This is a genomic window from Delftia sp. CH05, from assembly GCF_009827015.1.
Classification (GTDB): Bacteria; Pseudomonadota; Gammaproteobacteria; order Burkholderiales; family Burkholderiaceae_C; genus Comamonas; species Comamonas tsuruhatensis.
Window position 1 is genome coordinate 166,097 of sequence record NZ_WUMG01000002.1, and the last position, 19,351, is coordinate 185,447.

The 19,351-nt window shown below is 66.7% G+C and carries 15 protein-coding genes; 10 read left to right on the forward strand and 5 right to left on the reverse strand.

The window, feature by feature from the left end; translation table 11 throughout:
* Positions 1–2: 2 nt before the first annotated feature.
* Entirely contained in the window at positions 3–458 is a 456-nt protein-coding gene (locus GRX31_RS02595; protein WP_016445669.1) for an HIT family protein, read from the reverse strand.
* The gene (locus GRX31_RS02600) at positions 458–4,372 is read right to left on the reverse strand and encodes a DUF3683 domain-containing protein (RefSeq protein WP_016445668.1); all 3,915 of its coding nucleotides are present in this window, start codon (positions 4,370–4,372) and stop codon (positions 458–460) included. The genes GRX31_RS02595 and GRX31_RS02600 overlap by 1 nt, the downstream gene beginning before the upstream one ends.
* Before the next feature lie 421 nt (positions 4,373–4,793).
* Between GRX31_RS02600 and ugpB the strand changes: the two genes are divergently transcribed.
* The 6 genes from ugpB (at position 4,794) to GRX31_RS02630 (ending at position 12,483) form a co-directional block, all read left to right on the forward strand.
* Entirely contained in the window at positions 4,794–6,098 is a 1,305-nt protein-coding gene (gene ugpB, locus GRX31_RS02605; RefSeq protein WP_012207263.1) for a sn-glycerol-3-phosphate ABC transporter substrate-binding protein UgpB, read from the forward strand.
* A 123-nt stretch (positions 6,099–6,221) separates the two neighbouring features.
* Positions 6,222–7,103 carry a sn-glycerol-3-phosphate ABC transporter permease UgpA gene (gene ugpA, locus GRX31_RS02610; protein ID WP_016445667.1) on the forward strand — a complete coding sequence of 294 codons (882 nt, stop codon included), beginning with the start codon at positions 6,222–6,224 and terminating at the stop codon, positions 7,101–7,103.
* Between the two features lie 2 nt (positions 7,104–7,105).
* On the forward strand, positions 7,106–7,954 hold the full coding sequence (gene ugpE, locus GRX31_RS02615) for a sn-glycerol-3-phosphate ABC transporter permease UgpE (RefSeq protein ID WP_016445666.1): 849 nt from the start codon (positions 7,106–7,108) through the stop codon (positions 7,952–7,954).
* Between the two features lie 86 nt (positions 7,955–8,040).
* The gene (ugpC, locus tag GRX31_RS02620) at positions 8,041–9,051 is read left to right on the forward strand and encodes a sn-glycerol-3-phosphate ABC transporter ATP-binding protein UgpC (RefSeq protein ID WP_034364052.1); all 1,011 of its coding nucleotides are present in this window, start codon (positions 8,041–8,043) and stop codon (positions 9,049–9,051) included.
* A gap of 90 nt (positions 9,052–9,141) precedes the next feature.
* The gene (gene ugpQ, locus GRX31_RS02625; protein WP_034364049.1) at positions 9,142–9,906 is read left to right on the forward strand and encodes a glycerophosphodiester phosphodiesterase; all 765 of its coding nucleotides are present in this window, start codon (positions 9,142–9,144) and stop codon (positions 9,904–9,906) included.
* Positions 9,907–10,056: 150 nt separating this feature from the next.
* Positions 10,057–12,483, forward strand: a complete 2,427-nt coding sequence (locus tag GRX31_RS02630; RefSeq protein ID WP_160851351.1) for a DUF3772 domain-containing protein — start codon at positions 10,057–10,059, stop codon at positions 12,481–12,483.
* Here the strand turns inward: GRX31_RS02630 and GRX31_RS02635 are convergent.
* Positions 12,480–13,385: an N-formylglutamate amidohydrolase gene (locus GRX31_RS02635; RefSeq protein WP_160851353.1), complete on the reverse strand. Its 906-nt coding sequence runs from the start codon at positions 13,383–13,385 to the stop codon at positions 12,480–12,482. The two genes, GRX31_RS02630 and GRX31_RS02635, sit on opposite strands and share 4 nt — an antisense overlap.
* Positions 13,385–14,377: a tripartite tricarboxylate transporter substrate binding protein BugE gene (locus GRX31_RS02640; protein ID WP_016445661.1), complete on the reverse strand. Its 993-nt coding sequence runs from the start codon at positions 14,375–14,377 to the stop codon at positions 13,385–13,387. The genes GRX31_RS02635 and GRX31_RS02640 overlap by 1 nt, the downstream gene beginning before the upstream one ends.
* Before the next feature lie 140 nt (positions 14,378–14,517).
* Here GRX31_RS02640 and GRX31_RS02645 point away from each other — a divergent pair, with 140 nt between their 5' ends.
* Complete coding sequence (locus tag GRX31_RS02645) at positions 14,518–15,441, forward strand: LysR substrate-binding domain-containing protein (RefSeq protein ID WP_133072239.1); 924 nt, start codon at positions 14,518–14,520, stop codon at positions 15,439–15,441.
* A gap of 55 nt (positions 15,442–15,496) precedes the next feature.
* On the opposite strand, the gene GRX31_RS02650 is transcribed toward GRX31_RS02645, so the two are convergent.
* Positions 15,497–15,772, reverse strand: coding sequence for a hypothetical protein (locus GRX31_RS02650; RefSeq protein WP_016445659.1), 276 nt, complete (start codon positions 15,770–15,772; stop codon positions 15,497–15,499).
* Positions 15,773–15,844: 72 nt separating this feature from the next.
* Here GRX31_RS02650 and hemA point away from each other — a divergent pair, with 72 nt between their 5' ends.
* From hemA to prmC, 3 genes are all read left to right on the forward strand, one after another.
* Positions 15,845–17,170, forward strand: coding sequence for a glutamyl-tRNA reductase (gene hemA, locus GRX31_RS02655; protein WP_017405531.1), 1,326 nt, complete (start codon positions 15,845–15,847; stop codon positions 17,168–17,170).
* A gap of 125 nt (positions 17,171–17,295) precedes the next feature.
* Positions 17,296–18,378, forward strand: a complete 1,083-nt coding sequence (prfA, locus tag GRX31_RS02660) for a peptide chain release factor 1 (RefSeq protein ID WP_016445657.1) — start codon at positions 17,296–17,298, stop codon at positions 18,376–18,378.
* Positions 18,379–18,388: 10 nt separating this feature from the next.
* On the forward strand, positions 18,389–19,246 hold the full coding sequence (prmC, locus tag GRX31_RS02665) for a peptide chain release factor N(5)-glutamine methyltransferase (protein WP_154833623.1): 858 nt from the start codon (positions 18,389–18,391) through the stop codon (positions 19,244–19,246).
* Positions 19,247–19,351 lie beyond the last annotated feature (105 nt).

Below are 19,351 nucleotides of genomic sequence, written 5' to 3' on the forward strand. Positions count from 1 at the left end.
CCTCATTCAGTGGCGGGGTGCTGCTGCCAGGCATCCAATGCCTGCGACAGCGCCGTTTCTATGGCTGGCAAGCGCGCTGCCACCTCGGCCTCGCGCTCGCCATTGCGCGGGCGCTGGGCAGCAGCCCAGACCGAGCCCGGGAAATGGCTGTCCCATTCGAAGCGCGCAACCACATGCCAGTGCAGGTGCGGCACCATGTTGCCCAGCGCCGCCAGGTTGATCTTGGCCGGCGCAAGGCGCTCACGCAAGACGCGCTCGACCACGACCACGGCATCCATGCAGTGCTGGCGGTCGGCGGCATCCAGGTCGGAGAACTCGGCCACATGCGCATTCCAGACCACGCGGTAGAAGGCCGGGAAGCCCTCTTCCTGGGCGCGGATCACTCGCAGGCGCCGGCCGCGCCAGACGGGCAGGCCGCCTTCTGTGGCGCACAGGGGGCAGGAAGCGGAAGCAGCCATCAGACCAGAACCCGTTCGATGCCGCCGGCGTTGGCGCGCTGAACATATTCGGCCATCCAGTTCTCGCCCAGGATCTGGCGCGCCATCTCGACCACGATGTAGTCGGCCTCCAGCAGGCCGTTGTTCATGTCGCCGCCGTAGCGCGACAGGCCCTGCAGGCAGCTGGGGCAGCTGGTGAGGATCTTCACGTTGTCCTTCTCGGCCAGGGCGCCGCTGGCGCGCAGCGCGGCCTCGCCCTTCTTGAGTTCCTCTTCCTTGCGGAAGCGGATCTGCGTGGAGATGTCGGGGCGCGTGACGCCCAGCGTGCCCGATTCGCCGCAGCAGCGCTCGCTCTTGATCACGCCGTCGCCGACCAGGGCCTTGACGGTCTTCATGGGGTCCTGCAGCTTCATGGGCGAGTGGCAGGGGTCGTGGTAGAGGTAGCCCTCCTTGCCCTGCAGCGTCACGCCCTTTTCCAGCAGGTACTCGTGGATGTCGATGATGCGGCTGCCCGGGAAAATCTTGCCGAACTCGTAGCCCTGCAATTGGTCGTAGCAGGTGCCGCAGCTGACCACCACGGTCTTGATGTCCAGGTAGTTGAGCGTGGTGGCGACGCGGTGGAAGAGCACGCGGTTGTCCGTGATCATCTTCTCGGCCTTGTCGAACTGGCCGCTGCCGCGCTGGGGATAGCCGCAGCACAGGTAGCCCGGTGGCAGCACGGTCTGCACGCCGGCATGCCAGAGCATGGCCTGCGTGGCCAGGCCCACCTGGCTGAACAGGCGCTCGGAGCCGCAGCCGGGGAAGTAGAACACCGCCTCTGTGTCCGCGTTCGTGGTCTGCGGGCTGCGGATGATGGGCACGTAGTCCTTGTCCTCGATGTCCAGCAGGGCACGCGCCGTCTTGTTGGGCAGGCCGCCCGGCAGCTTCTTGTTGACGAAGTGGATCACCTGCTCCTTGAGCGGCGCGCGCCCCACCGAGGCCGGCGGATGCTGGGTCTGCTTCCTGGCCAGGCTGTGGAGCACGTCGGAGGCCAGGCGCTGGGCCTTGAAGCCCACGCCGACCATGGCCGAGCGCATGAACTTGATGGTGTCCGGATTGGTGGCGTTGAGCATGGCCATGGCCAGCTTGTTGCCGGGCCGGAAGCTCTTCTTGTCCATCTTGCGCAGCAGATTGCGCATGTTCATGGTCACGTCGCCGAAGTCGATCTTCACCGGGCAGGGGTTGAAGCACTTGTGGCAGACCGTGCAGTGGTCCGACACGTCCTCGAACTCCTGCCAGTGGCGCAGCGACACGCCGCGGCGCGTCTGCTCCTCGTACAGAAAGGCTTCGACCAGCAGCGAGGTCGCCAGGATCTTGTTGCGCGGGCTGTACAGCAGGTTGGCGCGCGGCACATGGGTGGCGCACACGGGCTTGCACTTGCCGCAGCGCAGGCAGTCCTTGACCGAGTCGGCAATGGCGCCGATGTCGCTTTGCTGCATGATCAGCGACTCGTGCCCCATCAGGCCGAAGCTGGGCGTGTAGGCGTTGGTCAGGTCGGCGAACATCAGCGATTCGCGCGGCGAGCGGCCGTCATGGCTCTGGCCCACCACGGCCTGCAGCTTCTCGTTGCGGATCAGCTTGCCCTTGTTGAAGCGGCCTTCGGGGTCCACGCGCTGCTTGTAGGCGGCAAAGGGCGCCAGTTCGTCGTCGCTGAGGAATTCCAGCTTGGTGATGCCGATTCCGTGCTCGCCCGAGATCACCCCGTCCAGATGGCGGGCCAGCACCATGATGCGCGCCACGGCCTCATGGGCGGTCTGCAGCATCTCGTAGTCGTCGCTGTTGACCGGAATGTTGGTGTGCACGTTGCCGTCGCCGGCGTGCATGTGCAGCGCCACCCAGACACGGCCCTTGAGCACGCGCTGGTGAATGGCGTTGACTTCGGCCAGCAGCGGCTGGAAGGCCGCGCCCGCGAAGATCTGGGCCATGGGCGCCTTCAGCTGGGTCTTCCAGCTCGCGCGCAGCGTGTGATCCTGCAGTTGCTGGAAGAGGTTTTCCACGTTGTCCAGCCAGCCCTGCCACAGCGTGCGCACGTCGGCCACCAGGGCCAGGGCCTGCTGCACGCGGTCCTCCAGCAGTTCGGCCGAAGGGATGTCGCCCGCATCGTCCTGCTTGCCCAGGGGCAGGTCGCCGTGCTGGAAGAAGTCCGTCAACGCGTCGCACAGCTTGAGCTTGTTGCGCAGCGACAGCTCGATGTTGATGCGCTCGATGCCGTCCGTGTACTCCCACATGCGGGGCAGCGGGATCACCACGTCTTCGTTGATCTTGAAGGCGTTGGTGTGGCGCGAGATGGCGGCCGTGCGCTTGCGGTCCAGCCAGAATTTCTTGCGCGCCTCGGCGCTGACGGCGGTGAAGCCCTCACCGTTGCGCGAGTTGGCGATGCGCACCACCTCGGCGGCCACGCGGGCCACATCGTCGGCGTTGTCGCCGGCAATGTCGCCCAGCAGCACCATCTTGGGCAGATGGCCGTTGCCCTTCTTGCTCTTGGTGGCGTAGCCCACGGCCTTCAGGTAGCGGTCGTCCAGGTGCTCCAGGCCGGCCAGCAGCACGCCCGAGCGCTTTTGCTCGGCGAACATGAAGTCCTTGATCTCGACGATGCTGGGCACGGCGTCCTTGGCGTTGCCGAAGAACTCCATGCAGACCGTGCGCGTGTGCTCGGGCATGCGGTGCACCACCCAGCGCGCGCTGGTGATCAGGCCGTCGCAGCCTTCCTTCTGGATGCCGGGCAGGCCCGACAGGAACTTGTCGGTCACGTCCTTGCCCAGGCCTTCCTTGCGGAATTTCTGGCCGGGAATGTCCAGCCGCTCGCTGCGGATGGGGGTCTTGCCGTCGGCCTCGAAGTACTGCAGCTCGAAGCTGGCCATCTCGGCGTCATGGATCTTGCCGAGGTTGTGGCCCACGCGCGTGACTTCCAGCCACTGCGCATCGGGCGTGACCATGCGCCAGGACACCAGGTTGTCCAGCGCCGTGCCCCAGAGCACGGCCTTCTTGCCGCCCGCATTCATGGCGACGTTGCCGCCGATGCACGAGGCCTCGGCCGATGTGGGGTCCACGGCGAAGACGAAGCCCGCGCGCTCGGCCGCATCGGCCACGCGCTGCGTGACCACTCCGGCCTCGGTGAAGATGGTGGGCACCTCGTGGTCCACGCCGGGGATGCGGCGCATCTCCACCTCCGTCATGGCCTCGAGCTTTTCGGTGTTGATCACCACGCTGCGCCAGGTCAGCGGGATCGCGCCGCCCGTGTAGCCCGTGCCGCCGCCGCGCGGAATGATGGTCAGGCGCAGCTCGATGCAGGCACGCACCAGGGCGGCCATCTCGGCTTCGGTATCGGGGGTGAGCACGACGAAGGGGTACTCGACGCGCCAGTCGGTGGCGTCCGTCACATGGGCCACGCGCGACAGGCCGTCGAACTTGATGTTGTCCTTGGCCGTGTGGCGGCCCAGGCTCTTTTGCACCCGGCGGCGCAGTTGCTCGGCCTCGACGAAGGTGGCGTTGAACTCATGCACGGCGCGGCGCGCCGCATCCACCAGCTGGCCCACCAGCGCATCGCGCACGGGGTCCTGCTGCGGAGCACGGCGCTTGTCGATCTCGCCCAGGCGGTGCTCCAGTGCTTCCACCAGCGCCTTGCGGCGATCGGGGCTGTGCAGCAGGTCGTCCTGCAGGTAGGGATTGCGCTGGACGACCCAGATGTCCCCCAGCACCTCGTAGAGCATGCGGGCGGAGCGGCCCGTGCGCCGCTCCTGGCGCAGCTGGTTGAGCACATCCCACATGGAAGTACCCAGCAGGCGGATCACGATCTCGCGATCGGAAAACGAGGTGTAGTTGTAGGGAATCTCTCGCAGACGTGCAGGTTCGGCTGCCTGTGCCTGCAGGGCCGCCAACGCAATCGGTACATTCATGGGGGTAGACCGTGTCTGGCGCTCTAGGGGCGCCGCTAAGCCAAGTGGGAGCGCAATTTTAAGCGAGCCCCTCGAAGGCCCGCTTCCTACGGGGCTCTGGGCGGCTCGCCGTCTTGCCCTGAGACGCCAGCCCTCGCCAACACCACGGGGCAGACACGCCCCGGCGAACCGGCCTTATACAGAAAGAGCACAAACGAGCCAATACGAACAACCCGTGCTTTTGAAACGAAATGGTATTGACCTAAAATAGCGCCGCTTCGCGTGTCATTTTTTGTCACACGACTGACATACGGGACCAGCGGCTCACCGGGTTTGGCCTGTAGTGCGGTAAGAAGCATCCGAAAACAATGACACAGACATGTCATGCCCCTGCCTTACCGTGGCAGCGGTCTGAAACCGTCACCGAACTAGAGGAGTCCTCATGCAACTGAAGCAACTGGCCATGGCGGCCGCGATCGCGGCCACCACCATCTCGGCACAAGCCCAAACCGAAATCCAGTGGTGGCACTCGATGAGCGCGGCCCTGGGCGACTGGGTGAACGACCTGGCCAAGGAGTACAACGCCAGCCAGACCCAGTACAAGATCGTGCCGACCTACAAGGGCCAGTATGACGAGTCCATGACAGCTGCCATCGCCGCGTTCCGCGCCGGCAATGCACCTGACATCCTGCAGGTCTTCGAAGTGGGCACGGCCACCATGATGGCCTCCAAGGGTGCCGTGGTTCCGGTCACCAAGGTCATGAACGACGGCGGCTTCAAGTTCGACCAGGGCGAGTACATCTCCGCTGTGGCCGGCTACTACACCGCCCCCAACGGCCAGATGATGAGCTACCCGCTCAACAGCTCGACCACCATCTTCTACTACAACAAGGACGCCTTCAAGAAGGCTGGCCTGGACGAGAACAAGCCGCCCAAGACCTGGCCCGAAGTGTTCGCCGCCGCTGAAAAGCTCAAGGCCTCGGGCCACCGCTGCGCACTGACCACGAGCTGGATGAGCTGGACCCAGCTGGAGAGCTTCTCGCTGTGGCACAACACCCTGTACGCAACCAAGAACAACGGCTTTGACGGCACCGATGCCAAGCTGGTGTTCAACTCGCCGCTGCACGTCAAGCACTTCGAGAACCTGGCCAAGGCCGCCAAGGACGGCAGCTTCGTCTACAAGGGCCGCGGCAACGTGCCCGACGCCGCCTTCGCTTCCGGCGAGTGCGCGATGATCACGGGCTCCTCCGGCCTGTACGCCCGCGTGGTCAAGGAAGGCAAGTTCGCCTTCGGCCAGTCGCAGTTGCCCTACTACGCCGATGTGAAGGGCGCCCCCCAGAACACGGCCATCGGCGGTGCTTCCCTGTGGGTGATGGCTGGCAAGAGCGCCGAACGCTACAAGGGCGTGGCTGACTTCTTCAACTTCCTGAACAACACCAAGATCCAGGCCGCCAGCCACCAGCGCACCGGCTACCTGCCCGTGACCACCGCTGCGTACAAGCTGACCGAGGCTTCGGGCTTCTACGAAAAGCATCCCGGCACCGACACCGCCGTGACGCAGATGATTCGCAAGACCACCGACAAGTCGCGCGGCATCCGCCTGGGCAACTTCGTTCAGATCCGCACCATCATCGATGAGGAAACCGAACAGATCTGGACCGGCAAGAAGACTCCCCAGCAGGCACTGGACACCGCTGTCACCCGTGGCAACGAGCAACTGGGCCGCTTCGCCCGGGCCAACAAGTAATCCTCCCATGTGATCTGCGGCGTGGCCGCTGCGCAGGCAGCCCGCACCGTGCATCACAGGCCCGCAACCGGCGGCCCCACGGCCATCCGGTTTGCGGGCTGTTTTGTTCTACCGAGTTCCGTCATGGAAAAACGCGTTCTTTTTCGATCCGCCTGGCTGCCGTGGCTGCTGATAGCACCACAGATGGTCATCGTGCTGGTCTTCTTTTTCTGGCCCGCAGGCCAGGCCATCGTGCAGTCTTTCCAGGCGCAGGATACGTTTGGCTTTTCCACCGAATGGGTGGGCTTCGCCAACTTCCAGCATCTGCTGGATGACCCTGCCTACCTGGCCTCGTTCAAGACCACGGCCATCTTTTCCCTGCTGGTGGCGGTGTTCGGCATCGCGCTGTCGCTGATGCTGGCCATTTTTGCGGACCGCGTGATCAAGGGTGCGCTCGCCTACAAGACCGCCTTGCTGCTGCCCTATGCGGTGGCGCCCGCCGTGGCAGGCGTGCTGTGGGTGTTCATGTTCTCGCCGTCCATCGGCGTCGTGGCCTATGCGCTGCGCATGATCGGCTATGACTGGAACCACCTGCTGAACTCCGGCAACGCCATGACGCTCATCGTCATCGCCGCGATCTGGAAGCAGATCTCCTACAACTTCCTGTTCTTCCTTGCGGGCCTGCAGTCCATCCCCAAGTCGCTGATCGAGGCCGCCGCCATCGACGGCGCGGGCCCCATGCGCCGCTTCTGGGACATCCAGTTCCCGCTGCTGTCGCCCACCACGTTCTTCCTGCTGGTGATGAACGTGGTCTATGCCTTCTTCGACACCTTCGGCATCGTGGACGCCACGACCCAGGGCGGTCCGGGCCAGGACACCTCCATCCTGGTCTACAAGGTCTATCACGATGGCTTCAAGGCCATGGACATGAGCGGCTCGGCCGCCCAATCCGTCGTGCTGATGGTGATCGTGGTTGCACTCACCGTGATCCAGTTCCGCTATGTTGAGAAGAAAGTGCAGTACTGATCATGGTTGAACGCAGTCCTCTTCTGACCTTTTTCTCGCACCTGATCATGGTGCTGGGCGTGTTGATTGTCGGCTTTCCGCTGTACCTGGCCTTCGTGGCCTCCACGCACACGCCGCAGGACATCATCCAGGTGCCCATGCCCCTGGTGCCCGGCAGCAACTTCTGGGAAACCTACAAGGCCGCGCTGTTCGGCGGCTCGGGCCCTGGCTCCAGCGCGCCCGTGGCACGCATGATGTGGATAAGCTTCGTCTCGGCCATGGTGATCACCGTGGGCAAGATCGCGATCTCGCTGCTGTCGGCCTTCGCACTGGTGTACTTCCGCTTCCCGTTCAAGAAGATCTGCTTCTGGCTGATCTTCGTGACCCTGATGCTGCCCGTGGAAGTGCGCATCGGCCCCACCTACGAAGTCGTCTCCACGCTGGGCATGCTCAACAGCTACGCCGGCCTGACGATTCCGCTGATCGCCTCGGCCACGGCCACCTTCCTGTTCCGCCAGTTCTTCCTGACGGTGCCGGACGAGCTGGTGGAGGCCGCCCGCATCGATGGCGCCGGCCCCATGCGCTTCTTCAAGGATGTGCTGGTGCCGCTGTCCAAGACCTCGATCGCGGCGCTGTTCGTGATCCAGTTCATCTACGGCTGGAACCAGTACCTGTGGCCGCTGCTCGTGACCACCTCGGAAGACATGTACCCCGTGGTCATCGGCATCAAGCGCATGGTGGCCAGCGGCGATACCGGCAACGACTGGAACGTGGTGATGGCGACGGCCCTGCTGGCCATGCTGCCGCCCGCTGCCGTGGTGATCCTGATGCAGCGCTGGTTCGTCAAGGGCCTGGTGGACACCGAAAAGTAAGCCGTCCACCGCCCCCACCCACCGTATAGAACCCCGCAGAGCAAGCGCCAGCGCCCTTCGCTCTGCGACTCAACCAGAATCTTCGTATGGCATCCATTTCCTTTCGCAACCTGATCAAGCGCTACGGCCACGGCCCGTCGGCCAACCAGGTACTGCACGGCGTCAACGCCGAAATCCAGGACGGCGAGTTCGTCGTCATCGTCGGCCCTTCGGGCTGCGGCAAGTCCACCCTGCTGCGCATGGTGGCGGGCCTGGAAGAGATCTCCGACGGCCAACTGCTGATCGGCGACAAGGTCGTCAACGACGTGGAACCGGCCAAGCGCGACATCGCCATGGTGTTCCAGAACTATGCGCTGTACCCGCATATGTCGAACTACGAGAACATGGCCTACGGCCTGAAGATCGCCAAGGTGCCGCCCGAGGAGATCAAGCGCCGCGTGGACAAGGCCGCCAAGATCCTGGAGCTGTCGCACCTGCTGGACCGCAAGCCGCGCCAGCTGTCGGGTGGCCAGCGCCAGCGCGTGGCCATGGGCCGCGCCATCGTGCGCCAGCCCAAGGTCTTCCTGTTCGACGAACCGCTGTCCAACCTGGACGCCAAGCTGCGCGGCCAGACCCGCATCGAGATCCAGAAGCTGCACGCCGAGCTGGGCATCACCAGCCTGTTCGTGACCCACGACCAGGTCGAGGCCATGACCCTGGCCCAGCGCATGATCGTCATGAACGGCGGCGTGATGGAGCAGTTCGGCACGCCCGAAGAGGTCTACCACACGCCCGCCTCCACCTTCGTGGCCAGCTTCATCGGCTCGCCCCCGATGAACCTGCTCAAGAACGCGCCCGGCGGCACGACCGGCCGCATCCTGGGCATCCGCCCCGAGCACCTGGTCGTCGTCAACGAAGGCGGCTGGGAAATCAAGGTGGACACCGTGGAAATGCTGGGCGCCGAGCGCCTGGTCTATGGTTCGCTCAATGGCGAGACGATGACGGTACGCATCGACGAAGGCGCGCCCTTCCCCAAGTCCGGCGAGACCATGCGCGTGCGTCCTTCCGAAGAGCGTCGCCTGCACTGGTTCGACGCAGAAAGCGGCAAGCGGATCTGATCCCCTGAAGGCCGGCTCTCCGACCTTTTCCAAGAGAGCCCCAGAGGCTCTCTTTTTCCATCCAAGCTCCCTTCTTTTGACGGACTCGCCATGACCGAGAACCTGAAATCCTGGCCCTACCCCCTGTGGGTGGCCCACCGTGGCGCCGGCAAGCTGGCGCCCGAAAACACCATGGCCGCTTTCCGCCTGGGCGCCGCGCACGGCTATCGCATGTTCGAGTGCGATGCCAAGCTGTCTGCCGACGGCGTGCTGTTCCTGATGCACGACGCCACGCTGGAGCGCACCACCAACGGCCACGGCACGGGTGGCGACCTGTCCATGGGCGAGATCGCCCAGCTCGACGCCGGCAGCTGGCACTCGCGCGCCTACGCGGGCGAGGCCCTGCCCACGCTGGAAGCCCTGGCGCGCTGGTGCCTGGCCAACCACTTTTTCCTGAACGTGGAGATCAAGCCCACGCCGGGCCAGGAAGAGGCCACGGGCCGCGCCACGGGCGAGCTGATGAACCGCATCTGGTCCCAGGACCGGGTCCCGCCGCTGTTCACCTCGTTCAAGACCGATGCCCTCAAGGGCGCACGCGACACGGCGCCCCACATTCCGCGCGGCCTGCTGGTGGACAGGCTGGCAGACGCCACGGGCGACGCCGACCTGCGCACCGCGCTGGAATTGGGCTGCGCAGCCATGGTGCTCAACCACGCGCTGTGGGATGCAGCCCTGGTCGCCAAGGTGCATGGCGCGGGCCTGCGCTGCAGCAGCTACACGGTCAACGACGAATGGGCCGCACAGCGCCTGATCGACCTGGGCACGGACGGCGTCATCACCGACCGTGTCGATATGTTCAGTCCCGCATCGCGCTGAGACGGCTGCCGGCTGGCGGGGCCGGACCTTTGGAAACAACCGCTGCAGCGGCCCGCCGCACAATGTGCGTCCATGACACCGCCCTGCAGCCCTCTTCCGCAGCGCCCCACGTGGGCACAGGCCCTTCGCCCATGCCTGGCCATCTGGCTGATGGCTCTGGCGATGCTGCTCCTGTCTGCACCCGGCCCGGCCCAGGCCCAGGACGGCGCCACAGCCGCGGGCGCGACCGCAGAAGACGGCCGGCCCGCCCTTCCCAGCGTAGACGATCTGCGCAAGCAGCTGGACGCCATTCCCCGCAAGCTGGCCGAGGACGATGACGGCCGCAAGCTGCTGGACGAGGCTGCAGCCATTGGCACGGCAGCCGACCAGGTGGCGGCCCGCCGCACCGAGGAACTGGCCGATATCGATTCGCGCCTGGCCGGCCTGGGACCGGCACCCGAAAAAGGCGCCCCCGCCGATGCGCCCGATGTGGCCGAGCAGCGCGCCAGCCTGGCCAAGCAACGCAGTGCCGTGGATTCCGAACTCAAACTCGCGCGGCTGGTGTCGGTCGATGCCGACCAGCGCGGCAACGAGCTGATACGCCAGCGCCGCGAGCAATTCCAGGCCGCGCTGACGGCCCGCACCGATTCACCGCTGGGCCGCCCCTTCTGGCGCAATCTGAGCACCGCCGCGCCCCTGGACGCGGCGCGCCTGCAGGGGCTGGGGCGCGAGCTGCGCCAATCGGTGAGCTCTACCTTGGCCTCCGATCGCCGGGGCGGCTTTATCGCCAGCCTGGCCGCTGCCTTGCTGATCGCCCTGCTCGGCCCCTGGCTGGCCGAGCGCCTGCTGGTGCGCGCCGCGCCCGCACGCCTGCCCAGCGGCCGCCTGCGCCGCTCGCTGCGCGCGGCAGCCACGGTGGTGATCAACACGCTGCTGATCGGCCTGGCGGCGCAGCTGGCCTGGAGCGTGCTCAAGGCCGGCGATGGCTTCAGCGAATCGCTGGACGCGCTGGCCAAGGCCAGCGTGCAGGTCACGCTGTTCGGCGCCTTCGTGGTGTCGCTGGGCCAGACCCTGCTGTCGCGCAAGCGCAGCTCATGGCGCCTGCCCGGCGTGTCGGACGAGCTGGCCGAGCGGCTCAGCCCCTACCCCTGGTGGATTGCGGCAGGTGCCGCGATCAACGGCCTGGTGACCGAGGTCAACGCCATCATCGGCGCCAGCCTGGCCGCCGAGGTCACGGTGCACGCCCTGTCGGCCCTGCTGATTTCGGCCGTGGTCATGCTGGCCCTGCGGCATCTGCGCGCGCCGGCGCCAGTGGCGCAGGAAGACGGCGCCCAGGCGGAGCCCGCGCCGCCCCGGCCCTTGTGGGTGGGACTGCTCGTGGCCTGCGCGGCGATGGCCAGCATTGCCACCATTGCACTGGCCGTGACCGGCTATGTGGCGCTGGCCGGCACGCTGGCACGCCAGATGGTGTGGACCGGCGTGGTCTTTGCCACCACCTACCTGCTGTTCCAGCTCGGCGACGATCTGTGCGAGGCCCTTCTGTCGTCCAAGGGCAGCTTCGGCACCCGGCTGAACCAGGGCCTGGGCATCGAGGGGCGGCTGCTGGACCAGGCCTCGGTCCTGGTCTCGGGACTGTTGCGCGTGGCCCTGCTGTTCTACATGGTGATCGCCCTGCTGGCCCCGCTGGGCACGGGGCCGGACGAGGTGTTTCGCCGCGGCAGCACGGTGAACCACAGTCTCAAGGTGGGCGACTTCACCATGGCGCCGCAGGCCCTGTTCACCGCGTTTGCGGTGATCGTCACCGGCCTGATCGTGATCCGCGTGATCAAGCGCTGGCTGACGGACCGCTACTTCCCCAACACCTCGCTGGAGCCTGGCATGCGCAGCTCCATCACCACGCTGCTGGGCTATGTGGGCGGCATCTTCGTGGTGGCCGTGGCGCTGGCGGGGCTGGGCATCAGCGTGGAGCGCATCGCCTGGGTGGCCAGCGCGCTGTCGGTGGGCATTGGTTTCGGCCTGCAGGCCATCGTGCAGAACTTCATCTCTGGCCTGATCCTGCTGGCCGAGCGGCCCGTCAAGGTGGGCGACTGGGTGGTGCTGGGCGATACCGAGGGCGACGTGCGCCGCGTCAACGTGCGCGCGACCGAGATCCAGCTGGGCGACCGCTCCACCGTCATCGTGCCCAACTCGGAATTCATCACCAAGACCGTGCGCAACATGACGCTGGCCGGCGCGCCCGGGCGGGTGCTGCTGCGCCTTCCCGCACCGCTGGACACCGATGCCGAGCGCATGCGCACCCTGATCCTGGAAGCCTTTCGCGCGCATGAAGGCATCCTGGACACGCCCGAGCCTTTGGTGCAGCTCGAAGGCATCGCCAACGGCACGCTGACCTTCCTGGCCATCGGCTACGTCGGCAATCCGCGCAATGCGGGTGGCGTGCGCAGCGATGTGCTGTTCAGCATCCTGGCCTCGCTCAAGGGCGCAGGCCTGTACCTGTCGCCACCGGCCACCACCTCGGTGGCGGCACCCGTGGTGACAGGTACGCCGGGCACGCCGGGCACGCCGACCGTGCCCGGTGATCCGGCCAGCCCGGGCTAGCCGCGCCTTGCCATTTCCGATCGCACATGCGCCGCGACCACGGCCATCAGTTCACGCAGATGGCCGCGCAGCGGCTCGAATCCCGCATTGGGCTCGCGCGTGTCCTCGTCCATGTAGACCGGGCGGCGGATCTCGATCTGCAGGCTGTGCCGGCCCAGGTGCGGCTGGCCTATGCGCCCGATCAGCTCCACGCCCTTGTAGGGCTCGTTGTAGGCCACGCTGTAGCCAAAGCCCGCCAGCGTCTCGCCCACCAGCTGGATGAACTCGGGCGCGCAGGTCGTGCCGTCGCGGTCGCCCAGCACGAAGTCGGCCAGCGGCGGCGCGTCGGTACGGCCCAGGCGCTTGTAGACATCGTTGGGCATGGAGTGCAGGTTCAGGTGCCAGACGCCGCCAAAGCGCTGCACGCTGCCATCGATGGCCTGCGCCAGCGCCGCATGGTAGGGGCGCCAGTAGCGCGCGATGCGGTGCTCCACCTCGGCCACCGTGCGCGGACGGCCATACAGCGGCGTTGCCACGCCGTCGCGGCTGATGCGCTGCCATATCAGGCCCAGGCCCTGGCGCGTCTTGACGCTGGGCGCCAGGGGCACGGGCCACTGGCCGTCGATCTGGGCCGGGTCCAGGTCGGCCTCGCTGCGGTTGGGGTCGATGTAGGTGCGCGGAAAGGTGGCCTCGATCAGCGTCGCGCCATGCGCGGGCCACTGGTCCCAGAGCGCGGCCACATGCGTGTCCTCGCCACGGCGCAGCAGGGACATGGGCACGGCATGGCCGAAATCCTCGGGATAGGAGGTGCCGCTGTGCGGCGAGTCGCAGACGATGGGCAGCACCTCGCCGGTGGCGGGATGCACCACGACCGGGGTGTCCGGCCGGGGGCGCAGAAAATCCGACTGAGCCATGCGGTCCATCAGTCGAGCTTGATGTTGGCGCGCTTGGCCACGGCCGTGTAGCGCTCGATGGCGGCCTTGATCTGCTTGGCGAATTCCTCGGGCGTGTTGCCCATGGATTCGCCCGAGATGGATTTTTGCTTTTCCAGGTAGTCAGGCATGGCCATGGCCTTGTGCGCGGCGGCATTGAGCTTGTCGATGATGGGGCGCGGCGTGCCGGCCGGCGCAACCAGGCCGAACCAGCCGCCATCGCCCATCTGCGCAAAGCCCAGCTCGGTGTACGTGGGCACGTCGGGCAGCACGTCGGCGCGCTTGAAGGCCAGCACGGCCAGCGGGCGCAGCTTGCCGTCCTTGATGTGGGGCAGCGTGGAGGGCAGGTTGTCCGTCATGGCGTTGACCTGGCCGCCCAGCGCATCGGTGATGGCCTGGCCCGCGCCCTTGTAGGGGATGTGCAGCAGGTCGATGCCCGCCAGGTTCATGAAGTTCTCGATATTGGCGTGGCCAAGCGAACCCGTGCCCGGCGAGGCAAAGCTGTACTTGCCCGGGTTGGCCTTGGCCAGGGCGATGAACTCCTTCATGGTCTTGGCGGGCACGCTGGCGTTGACCACGAATACGCTGGGCACCGACATCACATTGGTGATGGGCGCGAAGTCCTTGATCGGGTCATAGGGCAGCTTGCGGAAGATCGCCGGGTTGGAGCCGTGCGTGCTCACCGTGGCCATGCCGATGGTGTAGCCGTCCGGCGCGGCACGCGCGATTTCGGAAGCGCCGATGGAGCCGCCGGCCCCGCCGCGGTTGTCCACCACCACCGACTTGCCGAGGATCACGCTCATCTTCTCGGCCAGCAGGCGCGCCACCATGTCGGTGGAGCCACCGGCTCCGAACGGCACGACCAGGCGGATCGGACGGCTGGGATAGTCGGCCGCCGGGCCCTGGGCCCAAGCGGCGGGAGCCAGAAGAGCGGTGGCGGCGCAGGCGGCCAGGCTGGACAACAGGGTGCGGCGCATTGCCATGGGATGTTTCCTATCTTGGTTGGGGGTGGCGGCAAAGCACGGGCTCTGCGGGACAGGCGCTGATTCTGGACAGCCGCCGCATCCGCGAAAAGAGACAAGACGGCAAGCAACCATGACCAACCGTCATAATTGCGCCCGTCATGCGCATGCACTCCCCCTCGCTTTCCGAGCTGCACGCCTTCGCGGCGGCCGCGCGCCTGGGCAGCTATTCGCTGGCGGCCCGGGAGCTGTATGTCACCCAGGGCGGCATCAGCCGCGCCATCGCCCGGCTGGAAGAGCACCTGGGCTTTGCGCTGTTCGAGCGCCAGGGCCGGCGCAGCGTGCTGACCGAAGCCGGCCGCGAATACCTGCAGGCCGTGGAGCCCGCCGTACACGCCATCGAATCGGCATCCGCGGCCGCACGCAGGCGCCACTTCGGCCCGCAACTGCGGCTGTCGGTGGTGCCCACGCTGTTCAGCCATTGGCTGATTCCGCGCCTGCCGCACTTCAACGCCCTGCATCCGGGCATCGCCCTGTCGTTCGCGCCCTATCGGCGCGACGATCCGCTGTCGGCCGCCGAGATAGACGGCTGGCTGCGCGTGGGCAGCGAGCCCTGGCCCGCCCATGTGGTGGCCGACTATGTGGTGGGCCGCGATCTGGTGCCCATCTGCCATCCGAGAGAACTGCAGGGCCCGCGGCCCATCCGCAGCCCCCGGGACGTGCTAGCACGCCCGCTGCTGTTCCACACCAACTATCCGGGCAACTGGGCCCGCTGGATGTCCCATCTGAACCTGCCCGGACCCTGCCCCGCACCGGCAGCCGATTTCGAGCTGGTGGCCCTGCTGGTACAGGCCGTGGCCGCCGGCATGGGCGTGGCCCTGGTGCAGCGCTGCCTGGTCGAGGAAGACCTGGCCGCCGGCCGCGTGGCCCTTGCCTTGCCTGCGCCCGTCCACATCGAACGCGGCTACTTTCTGTGCCGTCCCGCCACGCGGGCACCTTCCGAAGCCTTTGCGCAGTTCCGCGAATGGCTGCTGGAGCAGGCCGCGCCGGGCGCCGTGCCTCCAGCCGCAGTCTCAGTCCCTTGATCGCCAGGAGAAACGCCCTCTTCCGTTGATCTGCATCAATCTTTGCTGTCAGCCATCAGCGCCAGCCGCGTGAAAACACCCACTGGCAAAGCGCCATCACCACGACCAGCGCAGCATAGGTGGCCATCTTTGCATCGCGCCCGAACCACCACAGCCCCGCCAGCAGCACCAGTGCACCAACAATGAAATTGATAGCAACCTGTGACCACCAGGCCATGGATTGCTGCGATTTCCCATAGATCAAAAGCGCGCACAACATCAGGGCCGGCGACAGGAAAAGTGCAGGCGCCAGGAAGTTCAGCCAATGATTCGTACTCGCAATCCATCCCATGTGCGGGCTCCGATTCCAGGGTGTTGTGTTCAGGGATGCCTGAAACTGCGCGAAATTTTATAATCCCGGGTTATGGCAGTCTGGGCACTCGGCATCAACCACCACACGGCTCCGCTTGATATGCGGGGACGTTTCGCGTTCGCGCTCGACCAGATCGTGCCCACGCTGCAGGGTCTGCGCGAATCGCTGACCGGCCCGGGCCGCCAGCACAGCGCCGTCGAGACCGCCATTCTCTCCACCTGCAACCGTACCGAGATCTACTGCGCGGCCGAAATGCCGGCCATGGACCATACGCTGCACTGGCTGGCCAACAGCGGCGGCATCTCGTCCGAACTGCTGCGCTCGCACTCCTATCTGCTGGAAGACGGCCATGTGGCGCGCCATGCCTTCCGCGTGGCCAGCGGGCTCGATTCCATGGTGCTGGGCGAGGCCCAGATCCTGGGCCAGATGAAGAATGCCGTGCGCGCCGCAGAGAACGCAGGCGCCCTGGGCAGCACGCTGAACCAGCTGTTCCAGCGCAGCTTCGCGGTGGCCAAGGAAGTGCGCAGCTCCACCGAAATCGGTGCCCACAGCATCAGCATGGCCGCTGCCGCCGTGCGGCTGGCCGGCCAGCTGTTCGAAGACCTCTCCCAGATCCGCGTGCTGTTCGTGGGCGCGGGCGAGATGATCGAGCTGGTCTCCACCCATTTCGCGGCCCGCCACCCCAAGCAGATCATGATCGCCAACCGCACGCTGGAGCGCGGCGAAAAGCTGGCCGCCCAGTTTGGCGCCGGCACCATGCGGCTGGCCGACTTGCCCGAGCATCTGCATGAATACGATGCCGTGATCAGTTGCACGGCCTCCAGCCTGCCCATCATCGGCCTGGGCGCCGTCGAAAGCGCGCTCAAGAAGCGCAAGCACCGGCCCATGTTCATGGTCGATCTGGCCGTGCCCCGCGATATCGAATCCGAGGTCAAGGACCTGCGCGACGTCTACCTCTACACCGTGGACGATCTGGCCACGGTGGTGCGCACGGGCCAGGCCCAGCGCCAGGCAGCGGTCGAGCAGGCCGAAGTCATCATCGACCACGGCGTGCAGAGCTTCATGCACTGGCTGGACCAGCGCCGCCCGCAGGCCGGCGTCGTCCCGCTGATCCGGCAGCTCAACACCCAGACCGACGAATGGCGTGCGCTGGAGATTGCACGGGCCAAGAAGCTGCTGGCCAAGGGCGAGGACATAGACACCGTGCTGGAGGCCCTGTCGCGCGGCCTCACGCAGAAAATGCTGCACGGCACCCTGGCCGAGCTGCACAAGGGTGACGCCGACCAGCGCACCCAGACCATGGACACGGTCTCGCGCCTGTTCCTGCGCTCCGCGCCAGGCGGTCCGCGCGGCACGACTCCCGACAAGGCGCTCTAGCGGCGCTCGCCCCCTTCAGAGAGCCGCGCGCCCGCGGGTCTCTGGCGCCTCGGCCCACTTCCGGCCACCTCGTTCCCCCGCCGCAGCGCTGCCCCGCGCAGCCCTTCGCACCATCGCCTCACACCATGCAAGACTTTCTGCGCCAACAACTGGAGCGCTACGCCCAGCGCCTTGAAGAACTCGACTTCCTGCTCTCGCGCGAAGACATCATGGGCGACATGAAGCAGTACCGTGCCATCTCGCGCGAGCATGCCGATGTGACGGCCATTGCCGGCCGCTATGCACGCTACCGCCAGCGCGAGGCCGATCTGGCCTCTGCCAGGGACATGCTGGATGATCCCGACATGGAGGAAATGGCGCGCGAGGAAATCTCCGGCGCAGAGATCGAGCTGGTGCAGCTGGAAGATGAACTGCAGCGCCTGCTCCTGCCCAAGGACCCCGATGACGCGCGCAACGCCTACCTGGAAATCCGCGCGGGCACGGGTGGCGATGAATCTGCCCTGTTCGCAGGCGATCTGGCACGCATGTACACGCGCCACTGCGACGCCGTGGGCTGGAAGGTCGAGATCATGAGCGCCAACGAAAGCGAGCTGGGCGGCTACAAGGAAGTGGTGCTGCGCGTGGAAGGCACCGACGTCTATGGCCGCCTGCGCTTCGAATCCGGCGGCCACCGCGTGCAGCGCGTGCCGGCCACCGAGACCCAGGGCCGCATCCACACCAGTGCCTGCACCGTGGCCGTCATGCCCGAGCCCGACGAAACCCAGGCCATCACGCTCAACCCGGCCGACCTGCGCATCGACACCTTCCGTGCCAGCGGCGCCGGAGGCCAGCACATCAACAAGACCGACTCGGCCGTGCGCGTGGTCCACCTGCCCACGGGTATCGTCGCCGAGTGCCAGGACGGCCGCAGCCAGCACAGCAACAAGGCCAAGGCCCTGCAGGTCCTGCAGGCGCGCCTGCAGGAAAAGGAGCGCAGCGAGCGCGAGGCCAAGGAGGCCGCGCTGCGCAAGGGCCTGATCGGCAGCGGCGACCGCAGCGACCGCATCCGCACCTACAACTTCCCCCAGGGCCGGCTCACCGACCACCGCATCAACCTCACCATCTACAAGCTGCTGGCCGTGATGGAAGGCGACCTGGGCGACGTGCTCGACGCGCTGCAGGCCGCACGCGAGGCCGAACTGCTGGCCGAGCTGCAGGTCAACAGCTGAGGCGCGGGCCATGGCCAACCTACCCACCATCAAAGAGGCTCTGCAGCACTCCCAGGCCCAGGGGCTTGCGCGCATCGACGCGCAAATGCTGCTGCTGCATGTGCTCGGACGCCAGGCCGGCGGCCGCGCCTGGCTGCTCACCCACGACGGGGACGCGCTGACCGCGCCCCAGGCCGGCGTCTATGCCGCGCTGTGCACACGCCGACTGAGCGGGGAGCCCGTCGCCTACCTGGTGGGCCACAAGGAGTTCTACGGGCTGGATCTGGCCGTGGACGCACGCGTGCTCGACCCTCGCCCCGATACCGAAACCCTGGTGGACTGGGCGCTGGAGCTGATACCCGCCCAGGCCCCGAGCGGCCCCGCATGCCGTGTGGCGGATCTGGGCACCGGCAGCGGAGCGATTGCCCTGGCCCTGCAGAGCCAGCGTCCCGGCGCCACCGTGTGGGCCGTGGATGCCAGTGCCGACGCGCTGGCCGTGGCCAGCGCCAATGCCACGCGCCTGCAGCTGGGCGTGCGGTTTGCGCATGGCAGCTGGCTGGAGCCGCTGGCAGGCCAGGCGCCGTTCAACCTCATCGTCAGCAATCCGCCCTATATCCGCGACGACGATCCGCACTTGCTGGCGTTGGAGCATGAGCCGCTGTCGGCTCTGGCCAGCGGCGCCGATGGCCTGTCCGACATCCGCGCCATCGTCGCGCAGGCGCCTGCGCTGCTGGCCAGCGGCGGCTGGATGCTGCTCGAGCATGGCTGGGACCAGGCCGATGCCGTGGCCACCCTGCTGCGCAGCGCCGGCTTTGAGAGCGTGCAGCATCGCCACGACCTGGGTGGCATCGCCCGCTGCACGGGCGGGCAATGGACAGCGCAAGCCTGAGCTCGGGTCCGGGCGCAGCATTCCCGCATGCTTTCAAAGTCCGCGCCGAGAGTGAAATAATCCCATCCATGCCGCCGCGCCTGCGGCGCCCACCACGACCCCGGA

Bases quoted from the DNA above. Each gene is read 5' to 3' on its own strand.
- ugpE (WP_016445666.1), top strand. From the start codon at position 7,106: ATGGTTGAACGCAGTCCTCTTCTGACCTTTTTCTCGCACCTGATCATG.
- ugpQ (WP_034364049.1), top strand. From the start codon at position 9,142: ATGACCGAGAACCTGAAATCCTGGCCCTACCCCCTGTGGGTGGCCCAC.
- GRX31_RS02635 (WP_160851353.1), bottom strand. From the start codon at position 13,385: ATGGACCGCATGGCTCAGTCGGATTTTCTGCGCCCCCGGCCGGACACC.
- hemA (WP_017405531.1), top strand. From the start codon at position 15,845: ATGGCAGTCTGGGCACTCGGCATCAACCACCACACGGCTCCGCTTGAT.
- GRX31_RS02600 (WP_016445668.1), bottom strand. From the start codon at position 4,372: ATGAATGTACCGATTGCGTTGGCGGCCCTGCAGGCACAGGCAGCCGAA.
- GRX31_RS02630 (WP_160851351.1), top strand. From the start codon at position 10,057: ATGGCTCTGGCGATGCTGCTCCTGTCTGCACCCGGCCCGGCCCAGGCC.
- GRX31_RS02645 (WP_133072239.1), top strand. From the start codon at position 14,518: ATGCGCATGCACTCCCCCTCGCTTTCCGAGCTGCACGCCTTCGCGGCG.
- ugpC (WP_034364052.1), top strand. From the start codon at position 8,041: ATGGCATCCATTTCCTTTCGCAACCTGATCAAGCGCTACGGCCACGGC.
- GRX31_RS02595 (WP_016445669.1), bottom strand. From the start codon at position 458: ATGGCTGCTTCCGCTTCCTGCCCCCTGTGCGCCACAGAAGGCGGCCTG.
- ugpB (WP_012207263.1), top strand. From the start codon at position 4,794: ATGCAACTGAAGCAACTGGCCATGGCGGCCGCGATCGCGGCCACCACC.
- prmC (WP_154833623.1), top strand. From the start codon at position 18,389: ATGGCCAACCTACCCACCATCAAAGAGGCTCTGCAGCACTCCCAGGCC.
- GRX31_RS02650 (WP_016445659.1), bottom strand. From the start codon at position 15,772: ATGGGATGGATTGCGAGTACGAATCATTGGCTGAACTTCCTGGCGCCT.
- prfA (WP_016445657.1), top strand. From the start codon at position 17,296: ATGCAAGACTTTCTGCGCCAACAACTGGAGCGCTACGCCCAGCGCCTT.
- ugpA (WP_016445667.1), top strand. From the start codon at position 6,222: ATGGAAAAACGCGTTCTTTTTCGATCCGCCTGGCTGCCGTGGCTGCTG.
- GRX31_RS02640 (WP_016445661.1), bottom strand. From the start codon at position 14,377: ATGGCAATGCGCCGCACCCTGTTGTCCAGCCTGGCCGCCTGCGCCGCC.